The organism is Streptomyces sp. NPDC087215 (assembly GCF_044744885.1).
Lineage (GTDB): Bacteria > Actinomycetota > Actinomycetes > Streptomycetales > Streptomycetaceae > Streptomyces.
In genome coordinates this window covers 110,924-129,561 of sequence record NZ_JBIUZD010000009.1, presented here as the reverse complement: position 1 = coordinate 129,561, position 18,638 = coordinate 110,924, and the positions used below count along the sequence as shown (strand labels likewise).

At 72.9% G+C, this 18,638-nt stretch carries 16 protein-coding genes; 15 read left to right on the top strand and 1 reads right to left on the bottom strand.

From position 1 onward, the window contains the following. Nucleotides 1-34: 34 nt before the first annotated feature. Both ACIO92_RS22825 and rpsD read left to right on the top strand, forming a co-directional pair. Entirely contained in the window at nucleotides 35-1,390 is a 1,356-nt protein-coding gene (locus ACIO92_RS22825; protein WP_401237874.1) for a replication-associated recombination protein A, read from the top strand. Nucleotides 1,391-1,803: 413 nt separating this feature from the next. Beyond that, nucleotides 1,804-2,418, top strand: coding sequence for a 30S ribosomal protein S4 (gene rpsD, locus ACIO92_RS22820; RefSeq protein ID WP_024758279.1), 615 nt, complete (start codon nucleotides 1,804-1,806; stop codon nucleotides 2,416-2,418). 33 nt (nucleotides 2,419-2,451) lie between these two features. On the opposite strand, the gene ACIO92_RS22815 is transcribed toward rpsD, so the two are convergent. After that, the gene (locus ACIO92_RS22815; RefSeq protein ID WP_402282392.1) at nucleotides 2,452-4,620 is read right to left on the bottom strand and encodes an ATP-binding protein; all 2,169 of its coding nucleotides are present in this window, start codon (nucleotides 4,618-4,620) and stop codon (nucleotides 2,452-2,454) included. Nucleotides 4,621-4,788: 168 nt separating this feature from the next. On the opposite strand from ACIO92_RS22815, the gene ACIO92_RS22810 reads away from it, so the two are divergent. From ACIO92_RS22810 to efp, 13 genes are all read left to right on the top strand, one after another. Then, nucleotides 4,789-5,229, top strand: a complete 441-nt coding sequence (locus tag ACIO92_RS22810; protein ID WP_366442478.1) for a DUF948 domain-containing protein — start codon at nucleotides 4,789-4,791, stop codon at nucleotides 5,227-5,229. A 5-nt stretch (nucleotides 5,230-5,234) separates the two neighbouring features. After that, entirely contained in the window at nucleotides 5,235-5,579 is a 345-nt protein-coding gene (locus tag ACIO92_RS22805) for a DUF6167 family protein (protein WP_366442479.1), read from the top strand. Next, nucleotides 5,579-8,248 carry an alanine--tRNA ligase gene (gene alaS, locus ACIO92_RS22800; protein WP_366442480.1) on the top strand — a complete coding sequence of 890 codons (2,670 nt, stop codon included), beginning with the start codon at nucleotides 5,579-5,581 and terminating at the stop codon, nucleotides 8,246-8,248. Before ACIO92_RS22805 ends, alaS begins: the two co-directional genes overlap by 1 nt. Then, the gene (ruvX, locus tag ACIO92_RS22795) at nucleotides 8,245-8,715 is read left to right on the top strand and encodes a Holliday junction resolvase RuvX (RefSeq protein ID WP_366442481.1); all 471 of its coding nucleotides are present in this window, start codon (nucleotides 8,245-8,247) and stop codon (nucleotides 8,713-8,715) included. Before alaS ends, ruvX begins: the two co-directional genes overlap by 4 nt. A gap of 103 nt (nucleotides 8,716-8,818) precedes the next feature. Continuing rightward, a complete protein-coding gene (mltG, locus tag ACIO92_RS22790; protein WP_402059962.1) occupies nucleotides 8,819-10,633 on the top strand; it encodes an endolytic transglycosylase MltG in 1,815 nt (604 codons plus the stop codon). Further along, entirely contained in the window at nucleotides 10,633-11,460 is an 828-nt protein-coding gene (locus ACIO92_RS22785; protein ID WP_366442483.1) for a shikimate dehydrogenase, read from the top strand. Before mltG ends, ACIO92_RS22785 begins: the two co-directional genes overlap by 1 nt. A 334-nt stretch (nucleotides 11,461-11,794) precedes the next feature. Then, nucleotides 11,795-12,979, top strand: coding sequence for a chorismate synthase (gene aroC, locus ACIO92_RS22780; protein WP_366442484.1), 1,185 nt, complete (start codon nucleotides 11,795-11,797; stop codon nucleotides 12,977-12,979). Further along, nucleotides 12,976-13,497: a shikimate kinase gene (locus ACIO92_RS22775; protein ID WP_402282388.1), complete on the top strand. Its 522-nt coding sequence runs from the start codon at nucleotides 12,976-12,978 to the stop codon at nucleotides 13,495-13,497. The genes aroC and ACIO92_RS22775 overlap by 4 nt, the downstream gene beginning before the upstream one ends. Further along, nucleotides 13,494-14,591, top strand: coding sequence for a 3-dehydroquinate synthase (aroB, locus tag ACIO92_RS22770; RefSeq protein ID WP_366442486.1), 1,098 nt, complete (start codon nucleotides 13,494-13,496; stop codon nucleotides 14,589-14,591). The genes ACIO92_RS22775 and aroB overlap by 4 nt, the downstream gene beginning before the upstream one ends. Then, a complete protein-coding gene (aroQ, locus tag ACIO92_RS22765; protein ID WP_366442487.1) occupies nucleotides 14,588-15,034 on the top strand; it encodes a type II 3-dehydroquinate dehydratase in 447 nt (148 codons plus the stop codon). Before aroB ends, aroQ begins: the two co-directional genes overlap by 4 nt. 982 nt (nucleotides 15,035-16,016) lie before the next feature. Further along, nucleotides 16,017-16,841 (top strand): AAA family ATPase, encoded by an 825-nt coding sequence (locus ACIO92_RS22760; protein WP_402282505.1) that lies wholly within the window; start codon nucleotides 16,017-16,019, stop codon nucleotides 16,839-16,841. Between the two features lie 67 nt (nucleotides 16,842-16,908). Next, on the top strand, nucleotides 16,909-18,021 hold the full coding sequence (locus ACIO92_RS22755) for an aminopeptidase P family protein (RefSeq protein WP_366442488.1): 1,113 nt from the start codon (nucleotides 16,909-16,911) through the stop codon (nucleotides 18,019-18,021). 49 nt (nucleotides 18,022-18,070) lie between these two features. Then, on the top strand, nucleotides 18,071-18,637 hold the full coding sequence (gene efp, locus ACIO92_RS22750) for an elongation factor P (RefSeq protein ID WP_351787561.1): 567 nt from the start codon (nucleotides 18,071-18,073) through the stop codon (nucleotides 18,635-18,637). Nucleotide 18,638: the final 1 nt, after the last annotated feature.

Below are 18,638 nucleotides of genomic sequence, written 5' to 3'. Positions count from 1 at the left end.
GGGCTGTCAGTGCCGTGACCTAGGCTTCATGACTGTGGAGCCCGACCTCTTTACCGCAGCTGCGGAAGAACGCCAGGAGAAGGACCCCGCCGGCAGCCCGCTGGCCGTCCGGATGCGCCCGCGCACCCTCGACGAGGTGGTGGGCCAGCAGCATCTGCTCAGGCCCGGCTCACCGCTGCGGCGGCTCGTCGGGGACGGCGCCGGAGGCCCCGCGGGAGCCTCCTCCGTGATCCTCTGGGGCCCGCCCGGCATCGGCAAGACCACCCTGGCGTACGTGGTGTCGAAGGCCACCGAGAAGCGGTTCGTGGAACTGTCCGCGATCACCGCGGGCGTCAAGGAGGTCCGCGCCGTCATCGACGGGGCCCGCCGCGCGGTCGGGGGGTACGGCAAGGAGACCGTCCTCTTCCTGGACGAGATCCACCGCTTCTCCAAGGCCCAGCAGGACTCGCTCCTGCCCGCCGTCGAGAACCGCTGGGTGACGCTCATCGCCGCCACCACGGAGAACCCGTACTTCTCGGTGATCTCCCCGCTCCTCTCCCGGTCGCTGCTCCTCACCCTGGAACCGCTGACCGACGACGACCTGCGCGCCCTGCTCACCCGGGCGCTCACCGACGAGCGCGGGCTCGGCGGGGCGGTGACGCTCCCGGAGGACGCCGAGGCCCATCTGCTGCGGGTCGCGGGCGGCGACGCCCGGCGCGCCCTGACGGCCCTGGAGGCCGCGGCGGGCGCCGCCCTCGCCAAGGGGGAGCCGGAGATCAGCCTCTCGACGGTCGAGGAGACCGTCGACCGGGCGGCGGTGAAGTACGACCGGGACGGCGACCAGCACTACGACGTGGCCAGCGCCCTCATCAAGTCGATCCGGGGCTCGGACGTGGACGCGGCCCTGCACTACCTGGCGCGGATGATCGAGGCGGGCGAGGACCCGAGGTTCATCGCCCGGCGCCTGATGATCTCCGCGAGCGAGGACATCGGTCTCGCGGACCCCGGCGCCCTGCCGATCGCCGTGGCGGCGGCCCAGGCCGTCGCCATGATCGGTTTCCCCGAGGCGGCGCTCACCCTGAGCCACGCGACCATCGCCCTGGCCCTGGCCCCGAAGTCGAACGCGGCGACGACCGCGATCGGAGCCGCCCTCGCCGACGTGCGGGGCGGCCTGGCGGGTTCGGTCCCGCCGCACCTGCGCGACGGGCACTACAAGGGCGCGGCCAAACTGGGCCACGCCCAGGGGTACGTGTACCCGCACGACGTGCCGGGCGGCATCGCGGCCCAGCAGTACGCGCCGGACACCGTCCACGGCAAGCGGTACTACGAGCCCACCCGGTACGGGGCGGAGGCGCGGTACGCGGACGTGGTGGAGCGGGTACGGGAGCGGCTGAAGGGCGAGGGCGGCTGACGGGGACGGGCGGCGGGGGCCGGACCGGCGGAGCGCCGCCCACCCGCGCGGCCCCCGTCACCGGACCTCGGTGAGGGGCGCCTTCCGGAACCGGTACACTGGTCCGGATCGCTGCGTCCCGTGTCCGGCTCCGGTCGGCACCACCAGAACGGGACAGTCAGCAGGAGACCCGGCCCACGGGCGGGGTTTCCAGGAGCGTCGCGCACCTTCGAAGGTGTCGCGTGCCACCCATCACCACCCGGTCCTCCGGGAACGGCGATGGGTCGTTCGCGTGCTGCACGTATGTGCCCAGACCTGGGGGCGGCTGCCCGGCAGGCCCGTCTCGTACGGACCCGCGGGTTTCCCCGGCTGCGGATGCGACCTCCCTGAACCCTGGTGAAGCCGTTTTCGTATCCATTGAGAGAGGTTGGTTCATGCCGAACCAGTCCCGTCCCAAGGTCAAGAAGTCGCGTGCCCTCGGCATCGCGCTGACCCCCAAGGCCGTCAAGTACTTCGAGGCCCGCCCCTACCCGCCGGGCGAGCACGGCCGTGGCCGCAAGCAGAACTCGGACTACAAGGTCCGTCTGCTCGAGAAGCAGCGTCTGCGCGCCCAGTACGACATCAGCGAGCGCCAGATGGCCCGCGCCTACGACCGCGCCAAGAAGGCCGAAGGCAAGACGGGCGAGGCGCTGGTCGTCGAGCTCGAGCGTCGCCTCGACGCCCTGGTCCTGCGTTCGGGCATCGCCCGCACCATCTACCAGGCCCGCCAGATGGTCGTCCACGGCCACATCCAGGTCAACGGTGGCAAGGTCGACAAGCCGTCCTTCCGCGTCCGTCCCGACGACGTCGTGATGGTCCGCGAGCGCAGCCGCACCAAGCCGCTGTTCGAGGTCGCCCGTGAGGGTGGCTTCGCCGCCGACGGTGAGACCCCGCGCTACCTGCAGGTCAACCTGAAGGCCCTGGCCTTCCGCCTCGACCGCGACCCGAACCGCAAGGAAATCCCGGTCATCTGCGACGAGCAGCTGGTCGTCGAGTACTACGCCCGCTGATCCCAGCACGGCGTCGTACCACCCCCGCGGTGTTCAGCCCGCCGCTTCCCCGCCCTTGAAGGTGGGGGAGCCGGCGGGCTTCCGCGTTCCCGGGGCCGCCCCGGGACCCGCCGTACGGAAGGGGCGCGGAGCCGCCGCCGGAGCACCGCCCGGCCCCCGGCCCACCGCGAGCGCCCGTTCCACCGCCTCCGCCGCCGAGAGCCCCCGGCCCTCATCGCACGCCGCCTCGAAGGCCACCGGCCCCAGCGCCTCGGCCGACCGCCGCTCGCACAGCGCCCGCGGCCCGTCGAACGCCGCCGAACCGAAGAACCGGACGCCCACCGCGTCCCACATCGGCGCCGCCGCCCCCTGGAGGACGGCCGCCTCCACCGGATCGCCCCCGCTCACCGTCACCAGCGCCAGCAGCTCCACCGCGAGGACGAGACCCACCAGGTCCCGGAACGTGTGGTTGATCAGCACGCACTCGGTGAGCAGCTCCCGCGCCTCCGCCAGCGCGCCCCGCGTCCACGCCGCGTACCCCAGGACGTAGAGCGCGTACGCCCGGGTCCACAGCTCACCGCTCTCCCGGCAGATCTCCCGCACCTCGCGGCAGAGCGCGACCGCCCCCTCCAGATCGCCCCCGAAGGCCCGCGCCATCCCCAGCTCCACCTGCCCCATGAGCACATTGCTGTTCAGCTCGCCCAGCTCCCGATAGGCGTCGAGGGCCCGGCCGATCAGCTCCTCGGCCCGGGGCAGATCGTCCGTCAGCAGCGCCAGACAGCCCATCCGGTGCGTCGCGTACGCCTCCGCGAGCGCGTGCCCCGAGGCCCTGGCCCCCTCCCGGCACTCGTGGAGCGCCGCCACCGCCGCCGCCCGGTCGCCCTGGAGCACCGTCACGTACCCCAGCACCCACAGCGCCTTCAGCCGCGCCGCCTCCTGCTCCGACTCCGGCGCCAGCGCCCGCTCCAGCCAGTGCCGCCCCTCCGACAGACGCCCGCAGCCCACCCACGCGAACCAGAGGGTGCCCGCCAGGTGCTGGGCCAGGTGCGTGTCCTCCGGGAGCTCCAGGCACAGGTCCAGCGCCGCCCGCAGATGGGGGAGCGCGGTCTCGACGCGGACCGCCGCCTCCGGCTGGCGCGGGCTGAACCACTCCAGTTCGCACCAGGTGGCGAGGCCCACGTACCAGTCCCGGTGCCGCCGCCGCATCCGCTCTGTGTCGCCCAGCGCCGCCAGCCACTCCGCCCCGTACGCGGCGACCGTGTCGAGCATCCGGTACACCGGGCCCACGGGACCGTCCTCCCGGACCAGGAGCGACTGCGCGAGCAGCCCCCCGAGCACGTCGAGCACCCGCTCGGGCGCCAGCTCCGGGCCCCCGCACACGTACTCCACCGCCTCCAGGTCGAAGGGCCCGGGGAAGACCGAGAGCCGCGCCCACAGCAGCCGCTCCTCCGGGGTGCACAGCTCGTGGCTCCAGCCGATCGCCGTGCGCAGCGTCCGGTGCCGGGCCAGGGGACCGGGGACACCGTCCGAGAGGAGCCGGAACCGGTCGTCGAGGCGGTGCAGCACCTGCTCGACGGAGAGCAACGGCAGCCGTCCCGCCGCCAGCTCCAGGGCCAGCGGGAGGCCGTCGAGGCGTCGGCACAGCTCGGCCACCGCCGCCGCGCCCCCGGCCGGGGCGTCCTCCGGCAGCGCCGGGGCCCCCGCCTCCACCGCCCGCTCGGCGAGCAGCGCCGCCGCGTCCGCCGCGTCCAGCGGAGCCAGCGGCAGGACCGCCTCGCCCGGCACCCGCAGCGCCCGGCGCCCGGCGGCGAGCACGGTGAGCCCGGGGGCGTGTTCGAGCAGCTCCCGCAGGAGCGCCGCGCAGGGCACCGCCAGGTGCTCGAAGCCGTCCACCACCAGGAGCGTCTCGCCCTCCGCGAGACGGTGGAGGAGCACCTCGCGGGCGGTGCGGGGGGTGTGGTCGGTGAGACCCAGCGCCTCGACCAGGGCGTGCGCGAGGAGAGCGGGGTCGCGCAGCGGTGCGAGCGCGGCGAGCCGGACCCCGCTGCCGTAGCGTTTCTGCACCTCGGCGGCGACCCGCAGCGCGAGCCGGGTCTTGCCGACACCCCCCACCCCCACGACCGTGACCAGCCGGGACGTGTCGAGGAGCGCCGTCAGCGCGGCCCGCTCGGCGGCCCGTCCGACGAACCGATTCAGCTCCGCCGGGAGATTGCTCCGTCGCATGGGACACGGAGCGTACCCACCCGCGCGCGCTCCGTACAATCGGCTCTGCCGCCCCTCCTCCCGCACCCGGTAATGCGGTACGGCGGGACAGTCGGGGCGCGATAGGCTCGGAGGACGTATTTTCGCAGGGCCGACGACAACGCCGACGACAACAGGGAGCGGTGCAGAGTGACCGGTGGAGAGGTTGCCGGGATTCTGGTGGCCGTCTTCTGGGCGATCCTGGTCTCCTTCCTCGCCGTGGTGCTGGTGAGGCTGGCGCAGACGCTCAGGGCGACCACCAGGCTGGTGGCGGACGTGACCGAGCAGGCCGTTCCCCTGCTGGCCGACGCCTCCGCGACCGTGCGCTCGGCGCAGACCCAGCTCGACCGGGTCGACGCCATCGCCACCGACGTCCAGGAAGTCACCTCCAACGCCTCCGCGCTCTCCTCCACCGTCGCCTCCACCTTCGGCGGCCCGCTCGTCAAGGTCGCCGCCTTCGGCTACGGCGTGCGCAAGGCGCTCGGCCGGGACCGGGGCGCCGACGGGGGCGCGCCGGAACCGCGCGGGCGGCGCACGGTGATCGTCGGCCGTACCGTGCCGTCCTCACGACGCCGGAAGCAGAAGGGCTGAACCCGATGTTCCGCCGTACGTTCTGGTTCACGGCCGGCGCAGCCGCCGGCGTGTGGGCCACCACCAAGGTCAACCAGAAGCTCAAGCAGCTGACCCCCGAGAGCCTCGCGGCCCAGGCGGCGAACAAGGCGGTCGAGACCGGCCACCGTCTCAAGGACTTCGCCCTCGACGTCAGGGCGGGCATGGTCCAGCGGGAGGCGGAGCTGGAGGAGGCACTCGGTCTGGACGCGCCCGCCGGGCCGGGCCGGGAGCTTCCGGAGCCGCGCCGCAGGACCGCCCTCGGGCCCACCGCGCATCCCACCCCGCACGTAATTCCCACGATCTCGTACAACCGGAATGAGGACCACTGATGGAGTCGGCTGAAATCCGCCGCCGCTGGCTGAGCTTCTTCGAGGAGCGCGGGCACACCGTCGTCCCTTCGGCGTCGCTCATCGCGGACGACCCGACTCTGCTGCTCGTCCCCGCGGGCATGGTGCCCTTCAAGCCCTACTTCCTGGGTGAGGTCAAGCCGCCCTTCTCGCGCGCCTCCAGCGTGCAGAAGTGCGTGCGCACGCCCGACATCGAAGAGGTCGGCAAGACCACCCGCCACGGCACGTTCTTCCAGATGTGCGGCAACTTCTCCTTCGGCGACTACTTCAAGGAAGGCGCCATCAAGCTCGCCTGGGAGCTGCTGACCTCCCCGGTGGAGCACGGCGGCTACGGGCTGGAGCCGGAGAAGCTCTGGATCACGGTCTACCAGGAGGACGACGAGGCCGAGCAGATCTGGCGTGACGTCGTCGGTGTCCCCGCCGAGCGCATCCAGCGCCTCGGCAAGGCGGACAACTACTGGTCGATGGGCGTCCCCGGTCCCTGCGGCCCGTGCTCCGAGATCAACTACGACCGCGGCCCCGAGTTCGGCGTCGAGGGCGGCCCGGCCGTCAACGACGAGCGGTACGTGGAGATCTGGAACCTGGTCTTCATGCAGTACGAGCGCGGCGAGGGCTCCGGCAAGGACGACTTCCCGATCCTCGGCGAGCTGCCCTCGAAGAACATCGACACGGGCCTCGGCCTGGAGCGCCTGGCGATGATCCTCCAGGGCGTCCAGAACATGTACGAGACGGACACCCTCCAGGTCGTCATCGACAAGGCCACCGAGCTGACCGGTGTCGCCTACGGCAAGGCCCACGACAGCGACGTCTCGCTGCGCGTGGTCGCCGACCACATGCGCACCTCCGTGATGCTCATCGGTGACGGCGTCACCCCGGGCAACGAGGGCCGTGGGTACGTGCTGCGCCGCATCATGCGCCGTGCCGTCCGCAACATGCGCCTGCTCGGCGCCACCGGGCCGGTCGTCCAGGAGCTCGTCGACATCGTGATCGACACCATGGGCGAGCAGTACCCGGAGCTGATCACCGACCGCAAGCGCATCGAGACCGTGGCGCTGGCCGAGGAGGTCGCCTTCCTCAAGGCCCTCAAGGGCGGCACCAACATCCTCGACACCGCCGTCACCGAGACCAAGGCCACCGGCGGTTCGGTCCTCTCCGGCGACAAGGCGTTCCTGCTCCACGACACCTGGGGCTTCCCGATCGACCTCACCCTGGAGATGGCCGCCGAGCAGGGCCTCTCCGTGGACGAGGACGGCTTCCGCCGTCTGATGAAGGAGCAGCGGGACCGGGCCAAGGCCGACGCCAGGGCCAAGAAGACCGGCCACGCCGACGTCACCTCCTACCGGGAGATCGCCGACACCAGCGGCGCCACCCAGTTCACCGGCTACACCAACACCGAGGGCGAGACCACGGTCGTCGGTCTCCTCGTCAACGGCGTCCCCTCGCCCGCCGCCTCCGAGGGCGACGAGGTCGAGGTCGTCCTCGACCGCACCCCCTTCTACGCCGAGGGCGGCGGCCAGATCGCCGACCAGGGCCGCATCAAGCTGCACTCGGGCGCGGTCATCGAGATCCGTGACGTCCAGCAGCCGGTCCCGGGCGTCTCCGTGCACAAGGGTTCCGTGCAGGTCGGCGAGGTGACGGTGGGTGCCACCGCCTACGCCGCCATCGACGTGCGCCGCCGCCGGGCCATCGCCCGCGCCCACTCGGCCACCCACCTCACCCACCAGGCGCTGCGCGACGCCCTCGGCCCGACGGCCGCCCAGGCCGGTTCCGAGAACCAGCCGGGCCGCTTCCGCTTCGACTTCGGTTCGCCGAACGCCGTCCCCGGCGCCGTCCTCACCGATGTCGAGCAGAAGATCAACGAGGTCCTCTCGCGCGAGCTGGAGGTCCACGCCGAGGTCATGCCGATCGACGAGGCCAAGCGCCAGGGCGCCATCGCCGAGTTCGGGGAGAAGTACGGCGAGCAGGTCCGTGTCGTCACCATCGGCGACTTCTCCAAGGAGCTGTGCGGTGGCACCCATGTGCACAACACCGCCCAGCTGGGTCTGGTGAAGCTGCTCGGCGAGTCCTCCATCGGTTCCGGCGTGCGCCGCATCGAGGCCCTCGTCGGCGTCGACGCGTACAACTTCCTCGCCCGGGAGCACACGGTCGTCGCCCAGCTCCAGGAGCTGGTCAAGGGACGTCCGGAGGAGCTGCCCGACAAGATCTCCGCGATGCTCGGCAAGCTGAAGGACGCCGAGAAGGAGATCGAGAAGTTCCGTGCGGAGAAGGTCCTCCAGGCCGCCGCCGGTCTGGTCGACTCCGCCCGGGACGTGCGCGGGGTGGCCCTCGTGACCGGTCAGGTCCCGGACGGCACCGGCGCCGACGACCTGCGCAGGCTGGTCCTCGACGTGCGCGAGCGCATCTCCGGCGGCCGTCCGGCCGTCGTCGCCCTCTTCACCGCGGTGGGCGGCAAGCCGCTGACGGTCATCGCCACCAACGAGGCCGCCCGCGAGCGCGGTCTCAAGGCCGGTGAGCTGGTGCGCACCGCCGCCAAGACCCTCGGTGGCGGTGGCGGCGGCAAGCCGGACGTCGCCCAGGGCGGAGGCCAGGACCCGTCGGCCGTCGGCGACGCCATCGCCGCCGTCGAGCGCCTCGTGGGGGAGACCGCGTGACGATCCGTCGCGGCCGCCGTATCGCGGTGGACGTAGGGGACGCCCGGATCGGGGTCGCCTCGTGCGACCCCGACGGGGTCCTCGCCACGCCGGTGGAGACCGTGCCGGGGCGTGACGTCCCGGCCGCCCACCGGCGGCTCCGCCAGATCGTCGCGGAGTACGAGCCGATCGAGGTCGTCGTGGGCCTGCCCCGCTCGCTCAGCGGGCGGGAGGGTCCGGCCGCGATCAAGGTCCGGGCCTTCGCGGGGGAGATGGCCAAGGGCATCGCCCCGGTGCCGGTCCGGCTGGTCGACGAGCGGATGACCACGGTCACCGCGACGCAGGGGCTGCGGGCCTCCGGGGTGAAGGCGAAGAAGGGACGGTCCGTCATCGACCAGGCCGCCGCCGTGATCATCCTTCAGAACGCTCTTGAGTCCGAACGGGTATCAGGTAATCCGCCTGGCGAGGGCGTCGAAGTGGTCATCTGATCGCGATACGGTAACGTTCCGCGCGATGCGGCGGTTTTCGAACAGATGCCGCACTACGTAGAGGCGGATCGTCCGGAAGCCTCGCGGCTGTGTTTGGGGATCGATGACTGAGTATGGCCGGAGCCCGGGCTCCGAACCGTGGCACCCGGGGGACCCGCTCTACGGGGACCAGGGGTGGGAGGGCCAGCAGCAGTACCCGCACCCGCAGCAGGCGAACCAGTACGGGCAGACCGGCCAGGCCGATCAGACCGGTCACGGCTACGACCCCGCGTACGGTCAGGGCGGTCACCCCGGTCAGGGCTACGAGGCCGACCCGTACCAGCAGCATGGCCAGCAGTACCAGCAGCAGGGCTATGCCGATCCGCAGTACCAGCAGCAGGTCCCGCAGCATCAGCAGCCGCAGCAGCTCCATGACCAGCAGCAGTACCAGCAGACGTACGAGCAGCAGCAGGCGCAGCAGTACGCGACGGGGTTCCCGGGCGGTTACGACCCGCCCGGGAACCCCGGACAGCAGTACGACGGCAACTGGGAGACCGGCCAGGCGGCGATGGCCTACGGCACCCCCACGGCCGACCCCTACGGGGGCCAGAACCCCGACCTCTACGGCACGCCCGAGGCCTATCCGCCCCCCCAGCCGCCCGGCCGCAGACAGAACCCGCCGGAGCCGGTGATCGACTGGGCGCCGGAGGAAGAGGAGCGCCCGGAGCCGGGGGAGGAGAAGGAGGAGCACCCCTTCTTCACCGGCGGGGACGACGCACCGGAGGACGAGCGCGAGGAGGAGTCCGGGCGCGGCCGGGGCTCCCGCGGCGGTGACCGCGAGCGCCGGAGCAAGACGAAGAAACGCAAGGGCAAGAACGGCATGGCCTGTCTGGTCGTCGCCGTCGTCCTCGCGGGTGGCGCCGGTGGTGTCGCCTACTTCGGCTACCAGTTCTGGCAGGGCGAGTTCGGTGCGGTGCCCGACTACGTGGGCAACGGCACCGGAGACGTCCAGGTCGAGATCCCGAAGGGGGCGCTCGGCTCCGCGATCGGCAACATCCTCAAGAGGGAGGGTGTCGTCAAGAGCGTCGACGCCTTCGTCGCCGCGCAGACGAAGAACCCCAAGGGCCTCTCCATCCAGGACGGCGTCTACACCCTGAAGAAGGGCATGTCGGCGGAGGCGGCGGTCGCGCTCATGCTGAACCCGGCGAGCCAGACCAACTTCATCATTCCCGAGGGCCGCCGGAACATCTGGGTCTACGGCGAGATCGACAAGAGGCTCGGTCTCGATGCGGGCACCACCCAGGAAGTGGCCAAGGCCAAGGCCGGCGATCTCGGCCTGCCGAAGTGGGCGATGAACCACAAGAACCTCAAGGACCCCCTGGAGGGCTTCCTCTTCCCGGCCAGCTACCCGGTGGCCAAGGGCAACAAGCCCGAGGACGTGCTCCGCAAGATGGTCAACCGGGCGAACGCCGAGTACCTCAAGCTCGACCTGGAGGCCAAGGCGGGTCCTCTCGGTGTCGACGGGCCCTGGCAGCTGCTCACCATGGCCAGTCTCGTCCAGGCCGAGGGCACCTCGCACGAGGACTACCGGAAGATGGCGGAGGTCATCTACAACCGCCTCAAGCCGAACAACCCGCAGACCTACGGCGGCCTGGAGTTCGACTCCACGTACAACTATCTGAAGAACCAGAGCAAGCTGGATCTCTCCCTCAACGACCTGCGGAAGCTCAACCACCCGTACAACACCTACTACGTCAAGGGCCTGCCCCCCGGCCCGATCGACAACCCCGGCCTGGAGGCGCTGGAGGGCGTGCTCAACCCGACGCACGACGGCTGGTACTACTTCATCTCGCTCGACGGCAAGAACTCCGAGTTCACCAAGACGCTCGCGGAGCACGACAAGCTCGTCGAGAAGTTCAACGAGTCGAGGAAGAACTGATGGCGGCGGCACACCGGGCGGCGGTCCTGGGATCCCCCATCGCCCACTCCCTCTCCCCGGTCCTGCACCGGGCCGCGTACGCGGAACTGGGCCTCGGCGACTGGTCGTACGAGCGGTTCGAGGTGGACGAGGCCGCTCTGCCCGGCTTCGTCGCCGCGCTCGGCACGGGCTGGGCCGGGCTCTCGCTGACCATGCCGCTCAAGCGGGCCGTCATCCCGCTGCTCGACGAGGTCAGCGACACGGCCGCCGCCGTGGAGGCGGTCAACACCGTCGTCCTCCACGCGGACGGCCGCAGGACGGGTGACAACACCGACATCCCCGGCATGATCGCGGCCCTGCGCGAGCGGGGCGTCGAGAAGGTCGAGGCCGCGGCGGTCCTCGGCGCCGGGGCCACCGCCTCCTCCGCGCTCGCCGCGCTCGCCCGGATCTGCGCGGGACCGGTGACCGCGTACGTGCGCAGCGAGGCGCGCGCCGAGGAGATGCGCGGCTGGGGCGAACGGCTCGGCGTGGACGTGCGGACCGCCGCCTGGGACGACGCGGCGCAGGCGTTCGACGCGCCGCTGGTCATCGCGACCACCCCGGCCGGAACCACCGACACTCTCGCTCCGGCCGTGCCGGCCCGGCCCGGCACCCTCTTCGACGTGCTGTACGACCCCTGGCCGACCGCCCTCGCGGCGGCCTGGTCCGAGCGCGGCGGCAAGGTCGTCGGGGGCCTCGACCTCCTCGTCCACCAGGCGGTGCTCCAGGTGGAACAGATGACGGGGGTGCCCCGCGCACCGCTGGCGGCGATGCGCGCCGCGGGCGAACGGGCCCTGGCGGCCCGCTAGACCGCGCCCGGCGGGTCCCGCCCGTGGTGGGACCCGCCGGGATCTCCTGTGCCGGGATCTCCTGTGCCGGGATCTCCTGTCCTGGATTCTCTGTGCCCGGGATCTTCTGCGGCGGGGGCGTCGCCCGGCCGCTCGCGCCCGGGTTCCTGCCGGTTCCGCCCCCTTTGTGTGACCCCCGGCCTTTCCGGCCCGGCGGTGGAGAAGGGGCGAAGTCCGACAAGTGGACCGGATGACCGTTTCACCCTCAGGACATGGGAGGATCGGGGGCGGCGGGCCAGGGCCACGCACCCGGTCGCGCCGTCTCAGCACCCCGTCGCGAGCATGAGGAGCATCGTTGAGCAGGTTGCGTTGGCTGACCGCCGGGGAATCTCACGGACCCGCGCTGGTCGCGACACTCGAGGGCCTTCCCGCCGGTGTCCCGGTCACCACCGAACTGGTGGCGGACCACCTGGCGCGGCGACGCCTCGGTTACGGGCGCGGTGCCCGGATGAAGTTCGAGCAGGACGAGATCACCTTCCTCGGCGGCGTCCGCCACGGCCTCTCCCTCGGTTCCCCGATCGCCGTCATGATCGGCAACACCGAGTGGCCCAAGTGGGAGAAGGTCATGTCGGCCGACCCGGTCGACCCCGCGGAGCTCAAGGAGACGGGCCGCAACGCCCCCCTGACCCGCCCCCGCCCCGGCCACGCCGACCTCGCGGGTATGCAGAAGTACGGCTTCGACGAGGCCCGGCCGATCCTGGAGCGCGCCAGCGCCCGCGAGACCGCCGCCCGGGTCGCCCTCGGGGCCGTCGCCCGGTCCTTCCTCAAGGAGGCCGCGGGCATCGAGATCGTCTCCCACGTCGTCGAACTGGCCGCCGCCAAGGCGCCGTACGGCGTCTACCCGACCCCCGCCGACGTCGAGAAGCTCGACGCCGACCCGGTCCGCTGCCTCGACGCCGACGCGTCGAAGGAGATGGTCGCCGAGATCGACCAGGCCCACAAGGACGGCGACACCCTCGGCGGCGTCGTCGAGGTCCTCGCGTACGGCGTGCCCGTCGGCCTCGGCTCGCACGTCCACTGGGACCGGCGTCTCGACGCCCGCCTCGCCGCCGCCCTCATGGGCATCCAGGCCATCAAGGGCGTCGAGGTCGGCGACGGCTTCGAGCTGGCCCGCGTGCCCGGCTCCCAGGCCCACGACGAGATCGTCCGCACCGAGGACGGCCTCCGGCGCGCCTCCGGCCGCTCCGGCGGCACCGAGGGCGGCCTGACCACCGGCGAACTGCTCCGCGTCCGCGCCGCGATGAAGCCCATCGCGACCGTGCCGCGCGCCCTCGCCACCGTGGACGTCGTCACCGGCGAGGTAGCCCAGGCCCACCACCAGCGCTCCGACGTCTGCGCGGTCCCCGCCGCGGGCATCGTCGCCGAGGCCATGGTCGCCCTGGTCCTCGCGGACGCCGTCGTCGAGAAGTTCGGCGGCGACAGCGTCCCCGAGACGCGCCGCAACGTGCGGTCGTACCTCGACAACCTGCACATCCGGTGACGGCCGGACCCCTGGTCGTCCTCGTCGGGCCGATGGGCTCCGGCAAGTCCACGGTGGGCGCGCTCCTGGCCGAACGGCTCGGCGCGCCCTACCGGGACACCGACGCCGACATCGTCGCCGCCGAGGGACGAGAGATCTCCGACATCTTCGTCGAGGACGGCGAGGAGCGCTTCCGCGCCCTGGAGCGGGACGCGGTCGCCGCGGCCGTCGCCGGGCACGAGGGCGTCCTCGCCCTCGGCGGCGGCGCGGTCCTCGACGCGGGGACCCGCGCCCTGCTCGCCGGGCGCCCCGTCGCGTACCTCTCGATGGACGTCGACGAGGCGGTCCGGCGGGTCGGCCTCAACACCGCTCGGCCGCTGCTCGCCGTCAACCCGCGCCGCCAGTGGCGCGAGCTGATGGAGGCGCGCCGCCATCTGTACACCGAAGTCGCCCGGGTCGTCGTCAGCACCGACGACCGCACCCCCGAAGAGGTCGCTGACGCGGTCCTCGCGGCACTGGATCTGAAGAAGGACGCATGACGACGGAGCAGGAAGTGACCCGCATCCAGGTCGAGGGCAGCGCGGGCACCGATCCGTACGAGGTGCTCGTCGGCCGTCAGCTGCTCGGCGAACTGCCCGCCCTCATCGGCACCCAGGCCAAGCGGGTCGCCGTGATCCACCCGGAGGCGCTCGCGGGCACCGGCGAGGCGCTCCGCGCCGACCTGGCCGAGCAGGGCTACGAGGCGGTCGCCATCCAGGTGCCGAACGCCGAGGAGGCGAAGACCGCCGAGGTCGCCGCCTACTGCTGGAAGGCGCTGGGCCAGACCGGCTTCACCCGCAGCGACGTCATCGTCGGGGTCGGCGGCGGCGCCACCACCGACCTGGCCGGTTTCGTCGCCGCGACCTGGCTGCGGGGCGTGCGCTGGATCGCCGTGCCCACCACGGTCCTCGCCATGGTCGACGCGGCCGTGGGCGGCAAGACCGGCATCAACACCGCCGAGGGCAAGAACCTCGTCGGCGCCTTCCACCCGCCCGCCGGGGTCCTCTGCGACCTCGCCGCCCTCGACTCGCTGCCGGTGCACGACTACGTCAGCGGGCTCGCGGAGATCATCAAGGCCGGTTTCATCGTCGACCCGGTGATCCTCGACCTCGTCGAGGCCGACCCGGAGGGTGCCCGCACCCCGGCCGGTCCCCACACCGCCGAGCTGCTCGTCCGCTCGATCCGGGTGAAGGCGGAGGTCGTCTCCGGCGACCTCAAGGAGTCCGGCCGCCGGGAGATCCTCAACTACGGCCACACCCTCGCCCACGCCATCGAGAAGAACGAGCGGTACAAGTGGCGGCACGGCGCCGCCGTCTCCGTCGGGATGGTCTTCGCCGCCGAGCTGGGCCGTCTCGCCGGACGCCTCGACGACGCCACCGCCGACCGGCACCGCGCGATCCTGGAGTCCGTCGGGCTGCCGCTCACCTACCGGGGCGACCAGTGGCCCAAGCTCCTCGAGACCATGCGGGTGGACAAGAAGTCCCGGGGCGACCTGCTGCGCTTCATCGTGCTCGACGGCATCGGCAGGCCCACCGTCCTGGAGGGCCCCGACCCGGCGGTGCTGATCGCGGCCTACGGCGAGGTGTCCGCGTGAGCGGGCCGCGCCCGGTCCTGGTGCTCAACGGCCCCAACCTGGGGCGTCTCGGCTCCCGCGAGCCCGACATCTACGGCGCCACCTCCTACCGGGGGCTCGTGGAGACCTGCCGGACGCTCGGCGCGGAGCTCGGCTTCGACGTCGACGTGCGGGAGACGAACGACGAGGGCGAGATGATCCGCTGGCTCCACGAGGCGGCGGACGCCTCGATCCCGGTGGTGATCAACCCCGGGGCGTTCACGCACTACTCGTACGGGATGAGGGACGCGGCCGCGCAGCGGACCGCCCCCCTCATCGAGGTGCACATCTCCAACCCGTACTCCCGGGAGGAGTTCCGGCACACCTCGGTCGTCGCGGCCGTGGCGTCCGGGACGGTCGCCGGGTTCGGGATCGGCTCCTACCGGCTGGCGCTGCGGGCGCTCGCCGAGGAACTGACCGGCTGAGAGCGCTCCGGGGTGCCCCGCGGGACGGGGCACCCCGGACCGCTTCCGGACGTTCTCCCGGTGGGGGACCGGGGGCGGTAACGTTCCGGCGCACCGGACACATCACGCGTACGAGACGGAGTGGGACCGGATGCAGCACGCAGTGGGGGGTCCGCTGCCACCGCCCGAGCGATCGGGCCCGCCGCCCGCCCCCGTGACGGGAGGCGCCCAGAGCGCGCCCGGCGAAAGCTCGCCGGGAGCACCCGCCGGGCACCCGCCCGTGCCCCCGCTCCCGCCGGGCGCGCCCCACCAGGGCCCGGCCACCGGGCCGGACCCCGTCGCGCCCCTCACCCACCCCGTGGCGCCCACCGCACCCCCCGTCGAGCGCCCCGCAACCCCCGGCACGCCCATGCCGCCGTACGAGGCCCCGCCCGCCTGGGACGCCCCCGGAGCCGCACCGCGGCCCCCGGCGATCCCCCCGCACCCGGGCACCCCACCGCCTTCCGCCGACACCCGTCCCCCGGCCGCGCCGACGCACGCCGGAGGGGACCAGCGCATGTCCGCCGAGCCGGGCCCCGGTGGTACCCAGCCTCCGGCCACCCCACCGTCTTCGGTCAGCCCTCGCTCAGCCCTCGCCCAGCCTCCGGTCGAGCCGCCGCACTCGGGCGGCTCCCAGTACCCGGCCGCCGTGTCGGGGCCCGGCGCCGCTCAGCCCCCGATCGCTCCGACGCCCTCGGGCGGCTATCACTCCGCCCCCGTCCAGCCCCCGGCCGCCCCGCCGCACTCCGGCGGCCCCCCGCTCCCGGCCGTCGCGCCGGGGCCCGGTCCCGTCCAGCCCCCGGCCGCCCCGCCCCACTCCCTCGGCCCCCGGCCCCCGGCAGGACCCCCGTCCGGGGCTGCCCCTTACCCGGCCGGGGCCCCGCGTCCGGCCGGCGCGTCGCAGCCGGGGCCCGTTCCGTACCCCGGCGGCCCCCCGTATCCGGGCGGGCTCCCGTACCCTTCCATCCCCTCGCACCTCGGCGGCCCCCAGCCCACCAGTGGTCCCCGACAGCCGGGCGGCCCGCAGCACCCTGCCGGTCCCGCACACGCCCACAGTCCCCAGCACCCCACAGGGGCCCCGGGGACCACGCGCCTCGCAGGGGTGACGCGTCCCGCCGGGCACTCCCACCCCGCAGGGGGTCCGCCGGGGGCCGAGTTCACCGGGCAGGTGCCGCTGCCGCCCGTCGGGGTTCCGCTCCCCGGCGCCGGGGAGCAGGCCCCGGGCACCGGCGCCGCCACCCTCGCCGTGCTGCTCATCGGCCCCGCCGGGGCGGGCAAGACGACCGTCGCCCGGCACTGGGCGCGCCGCCGCCGGGTGCCCACCGCGCACATCAGCCTCGACGACGTCCGCGAGTGGGTCTGCTCCGGCTTCGCCGACCCGCAGTCCGGCTGGAACGAGCACTCCGAAGCGCAGTACCGCCTTGCCCGCCGCACCTGCGGCTTCGCCGCGCGCAACTTCCTCGCCAACGGCATCTCCTGCATCGTGGACGACGCCGTCTTCCCCGACCGTCCCGTCGTCGGGCTCGGCGGCTGGAAGCGGCACGTCGGCCCCGGTCTGCTGCCCGTGGTGCTGCTGCCGGGGCTGGAGGTCGTCCTGGAGCGCAACGCCGAGCGCAGCGGCAACCGGCGCCTCTCCGACGAGGAGGTCGCCGCCATCCACGGCCGGATGGCCGGCTGGTACGGCTCCGGCCTGCCGATCATCGACAACTCCACGTACGACGTCGAGACCACCGCCCGGGTCCTCGACGACGTCCTCGCCCGAGCGATCGCCAGCCCGCCCGCCTGGTGACCGCGCGGGCGGCCCGGTCGGCCGTCCCCAACAGGCCGCTCCCGCGCCCGGCTCGTACGCTCGGAGCATGTCCGAGGTGTATGCGGACCGCCGGGTACGGCTGCGCGACCGCTGTGCGGCCGCCGGCAGCCCGGCGGCCCTGGTCTCCCGCCCCGCCAACGTCCGGTACCTCGCGGGCGGCTCGCCCCCGGGCGCCGTCCTCCTCGTCGGGGCGGAACCGGACGGGGACGTCCTGCTCTGCCCCGTCGCCCCCGGCGCGGAACCGGCCGACGGACGGCTGGACGAACTGCTCCGCAGACAGGTCCTGCCCGTCGGCGGCGGAGACCCGGCGGTCGCCGCCGCGGACCTGGCCCGCCGGGACGGAGCCGAGGCCCTCGCCGTGGAGGAGCACCACCTGACCGTGGCCCGGCACCGGGCCATGGGCTCCGTCGCGCCCGGACTGCGCCTCGCGGACCTCACCTGCGCCGTCGAGCAGCTGAGGATCGTCAAGGACGAGGACGAGATCGCCTGTCTCCGGATCGCCGCCGAGATCGCCGACCAGGCACTCGGCGAACTCCTGGAGTCGATCCTCGTGGGGCGGACCGAGCGCCACCTCGCCCTGGAACTGGAACGGCGGCTCGTGGACCACGGCGCCGACGGGGCCGCCTTCCCCACCTCGGTGGCGACCGGCCCGCACTCCGGCCGCCGGGGCCACCGGCCCACCGACCGCCGGGTCGAGGAGGGTGATTTCCTCACCGTCGGCCTGGGCGCCGACTACCGGGGATACCGGTGCGAGATCGGTCGCACCTTCGTCATCGGCACCGCCCCCGCCGACTGGCAGATCGAGCTGTACGAGCTCGTCTTCGCCGCTCAGCGGGCCGGGCGGGAGTCCCTTCTGCCGGGCGCCGCCTACCGGGACGTGGACCGGGCGGCCCGTCAGATCCTGGACGCGGCGGGGTACGCGGAGGCCGCCGTACCCCTCACCGGGCACGGGGTCGGGCTCGAAATCGACGAGGACCCGCAGTTGTCACCCTCGGCCATGGGTAAACTGGACGCTTGTGTGCCGGTCACCGTCGAACCGGGGGTCCACCTCCCGGGCCGGGGCGGGGTCCGGATCGATGACACGCTCGTCGTGCGCCAGGAGGCGGACGGCGGACCCGAGCTACTCACCATCACGACCAAGGAGCTGCTCGCGCTGTAGGGCGCGCAGGTATCCACGGTCCCACGTCAGTGCAGGAGATTTCGCAACCGTGGCTTCCACGAACGACCTCAAGAACGGCATGGTGCTCAAGCTCGACGGGGGCCAGCTCTGGTCCGTCGTCGAGTTCCAGCACGTCAAGCCCGGCAAGGGCCCGGCCTTCGTGCGCACCAAGCTCAAGAGCGTGCTGTCCGGCAAGGTCGTCGACAAGACGTTCAACGCCGGTACCAAGGTCGAGACGGCCACCATCGACCGCCGCGACATGCAGTTCTCGTACATGGACGGCGACTACTTCGTCTTCATGGACATGCAGACGTACGACCAGCTGATGGTCGACCGCAAGTCGGTCGGCGACGCGGCCAACTTCCTGATCGAGGGCTTCACCGCCTCGGTGGCCCAGCACGAGGGCGAGGTGCTCTACGTCGAGCTTCCGGCCGCCGTCGAGCTGGTCATCCAGCACACCGACCCGGGCGTCCAGGGCGACCGCTCCACCGGCGGAACCAAGCCGGCCACCCTGGAGACGGGCCACGAGATCCAGGTCCCGCTCTTCGTCTCCACCGGCGAGAAGGTCAAGGTCGACACCCGCACCAGCGACTACCTCGGCCGGGTGAACAGCTAAC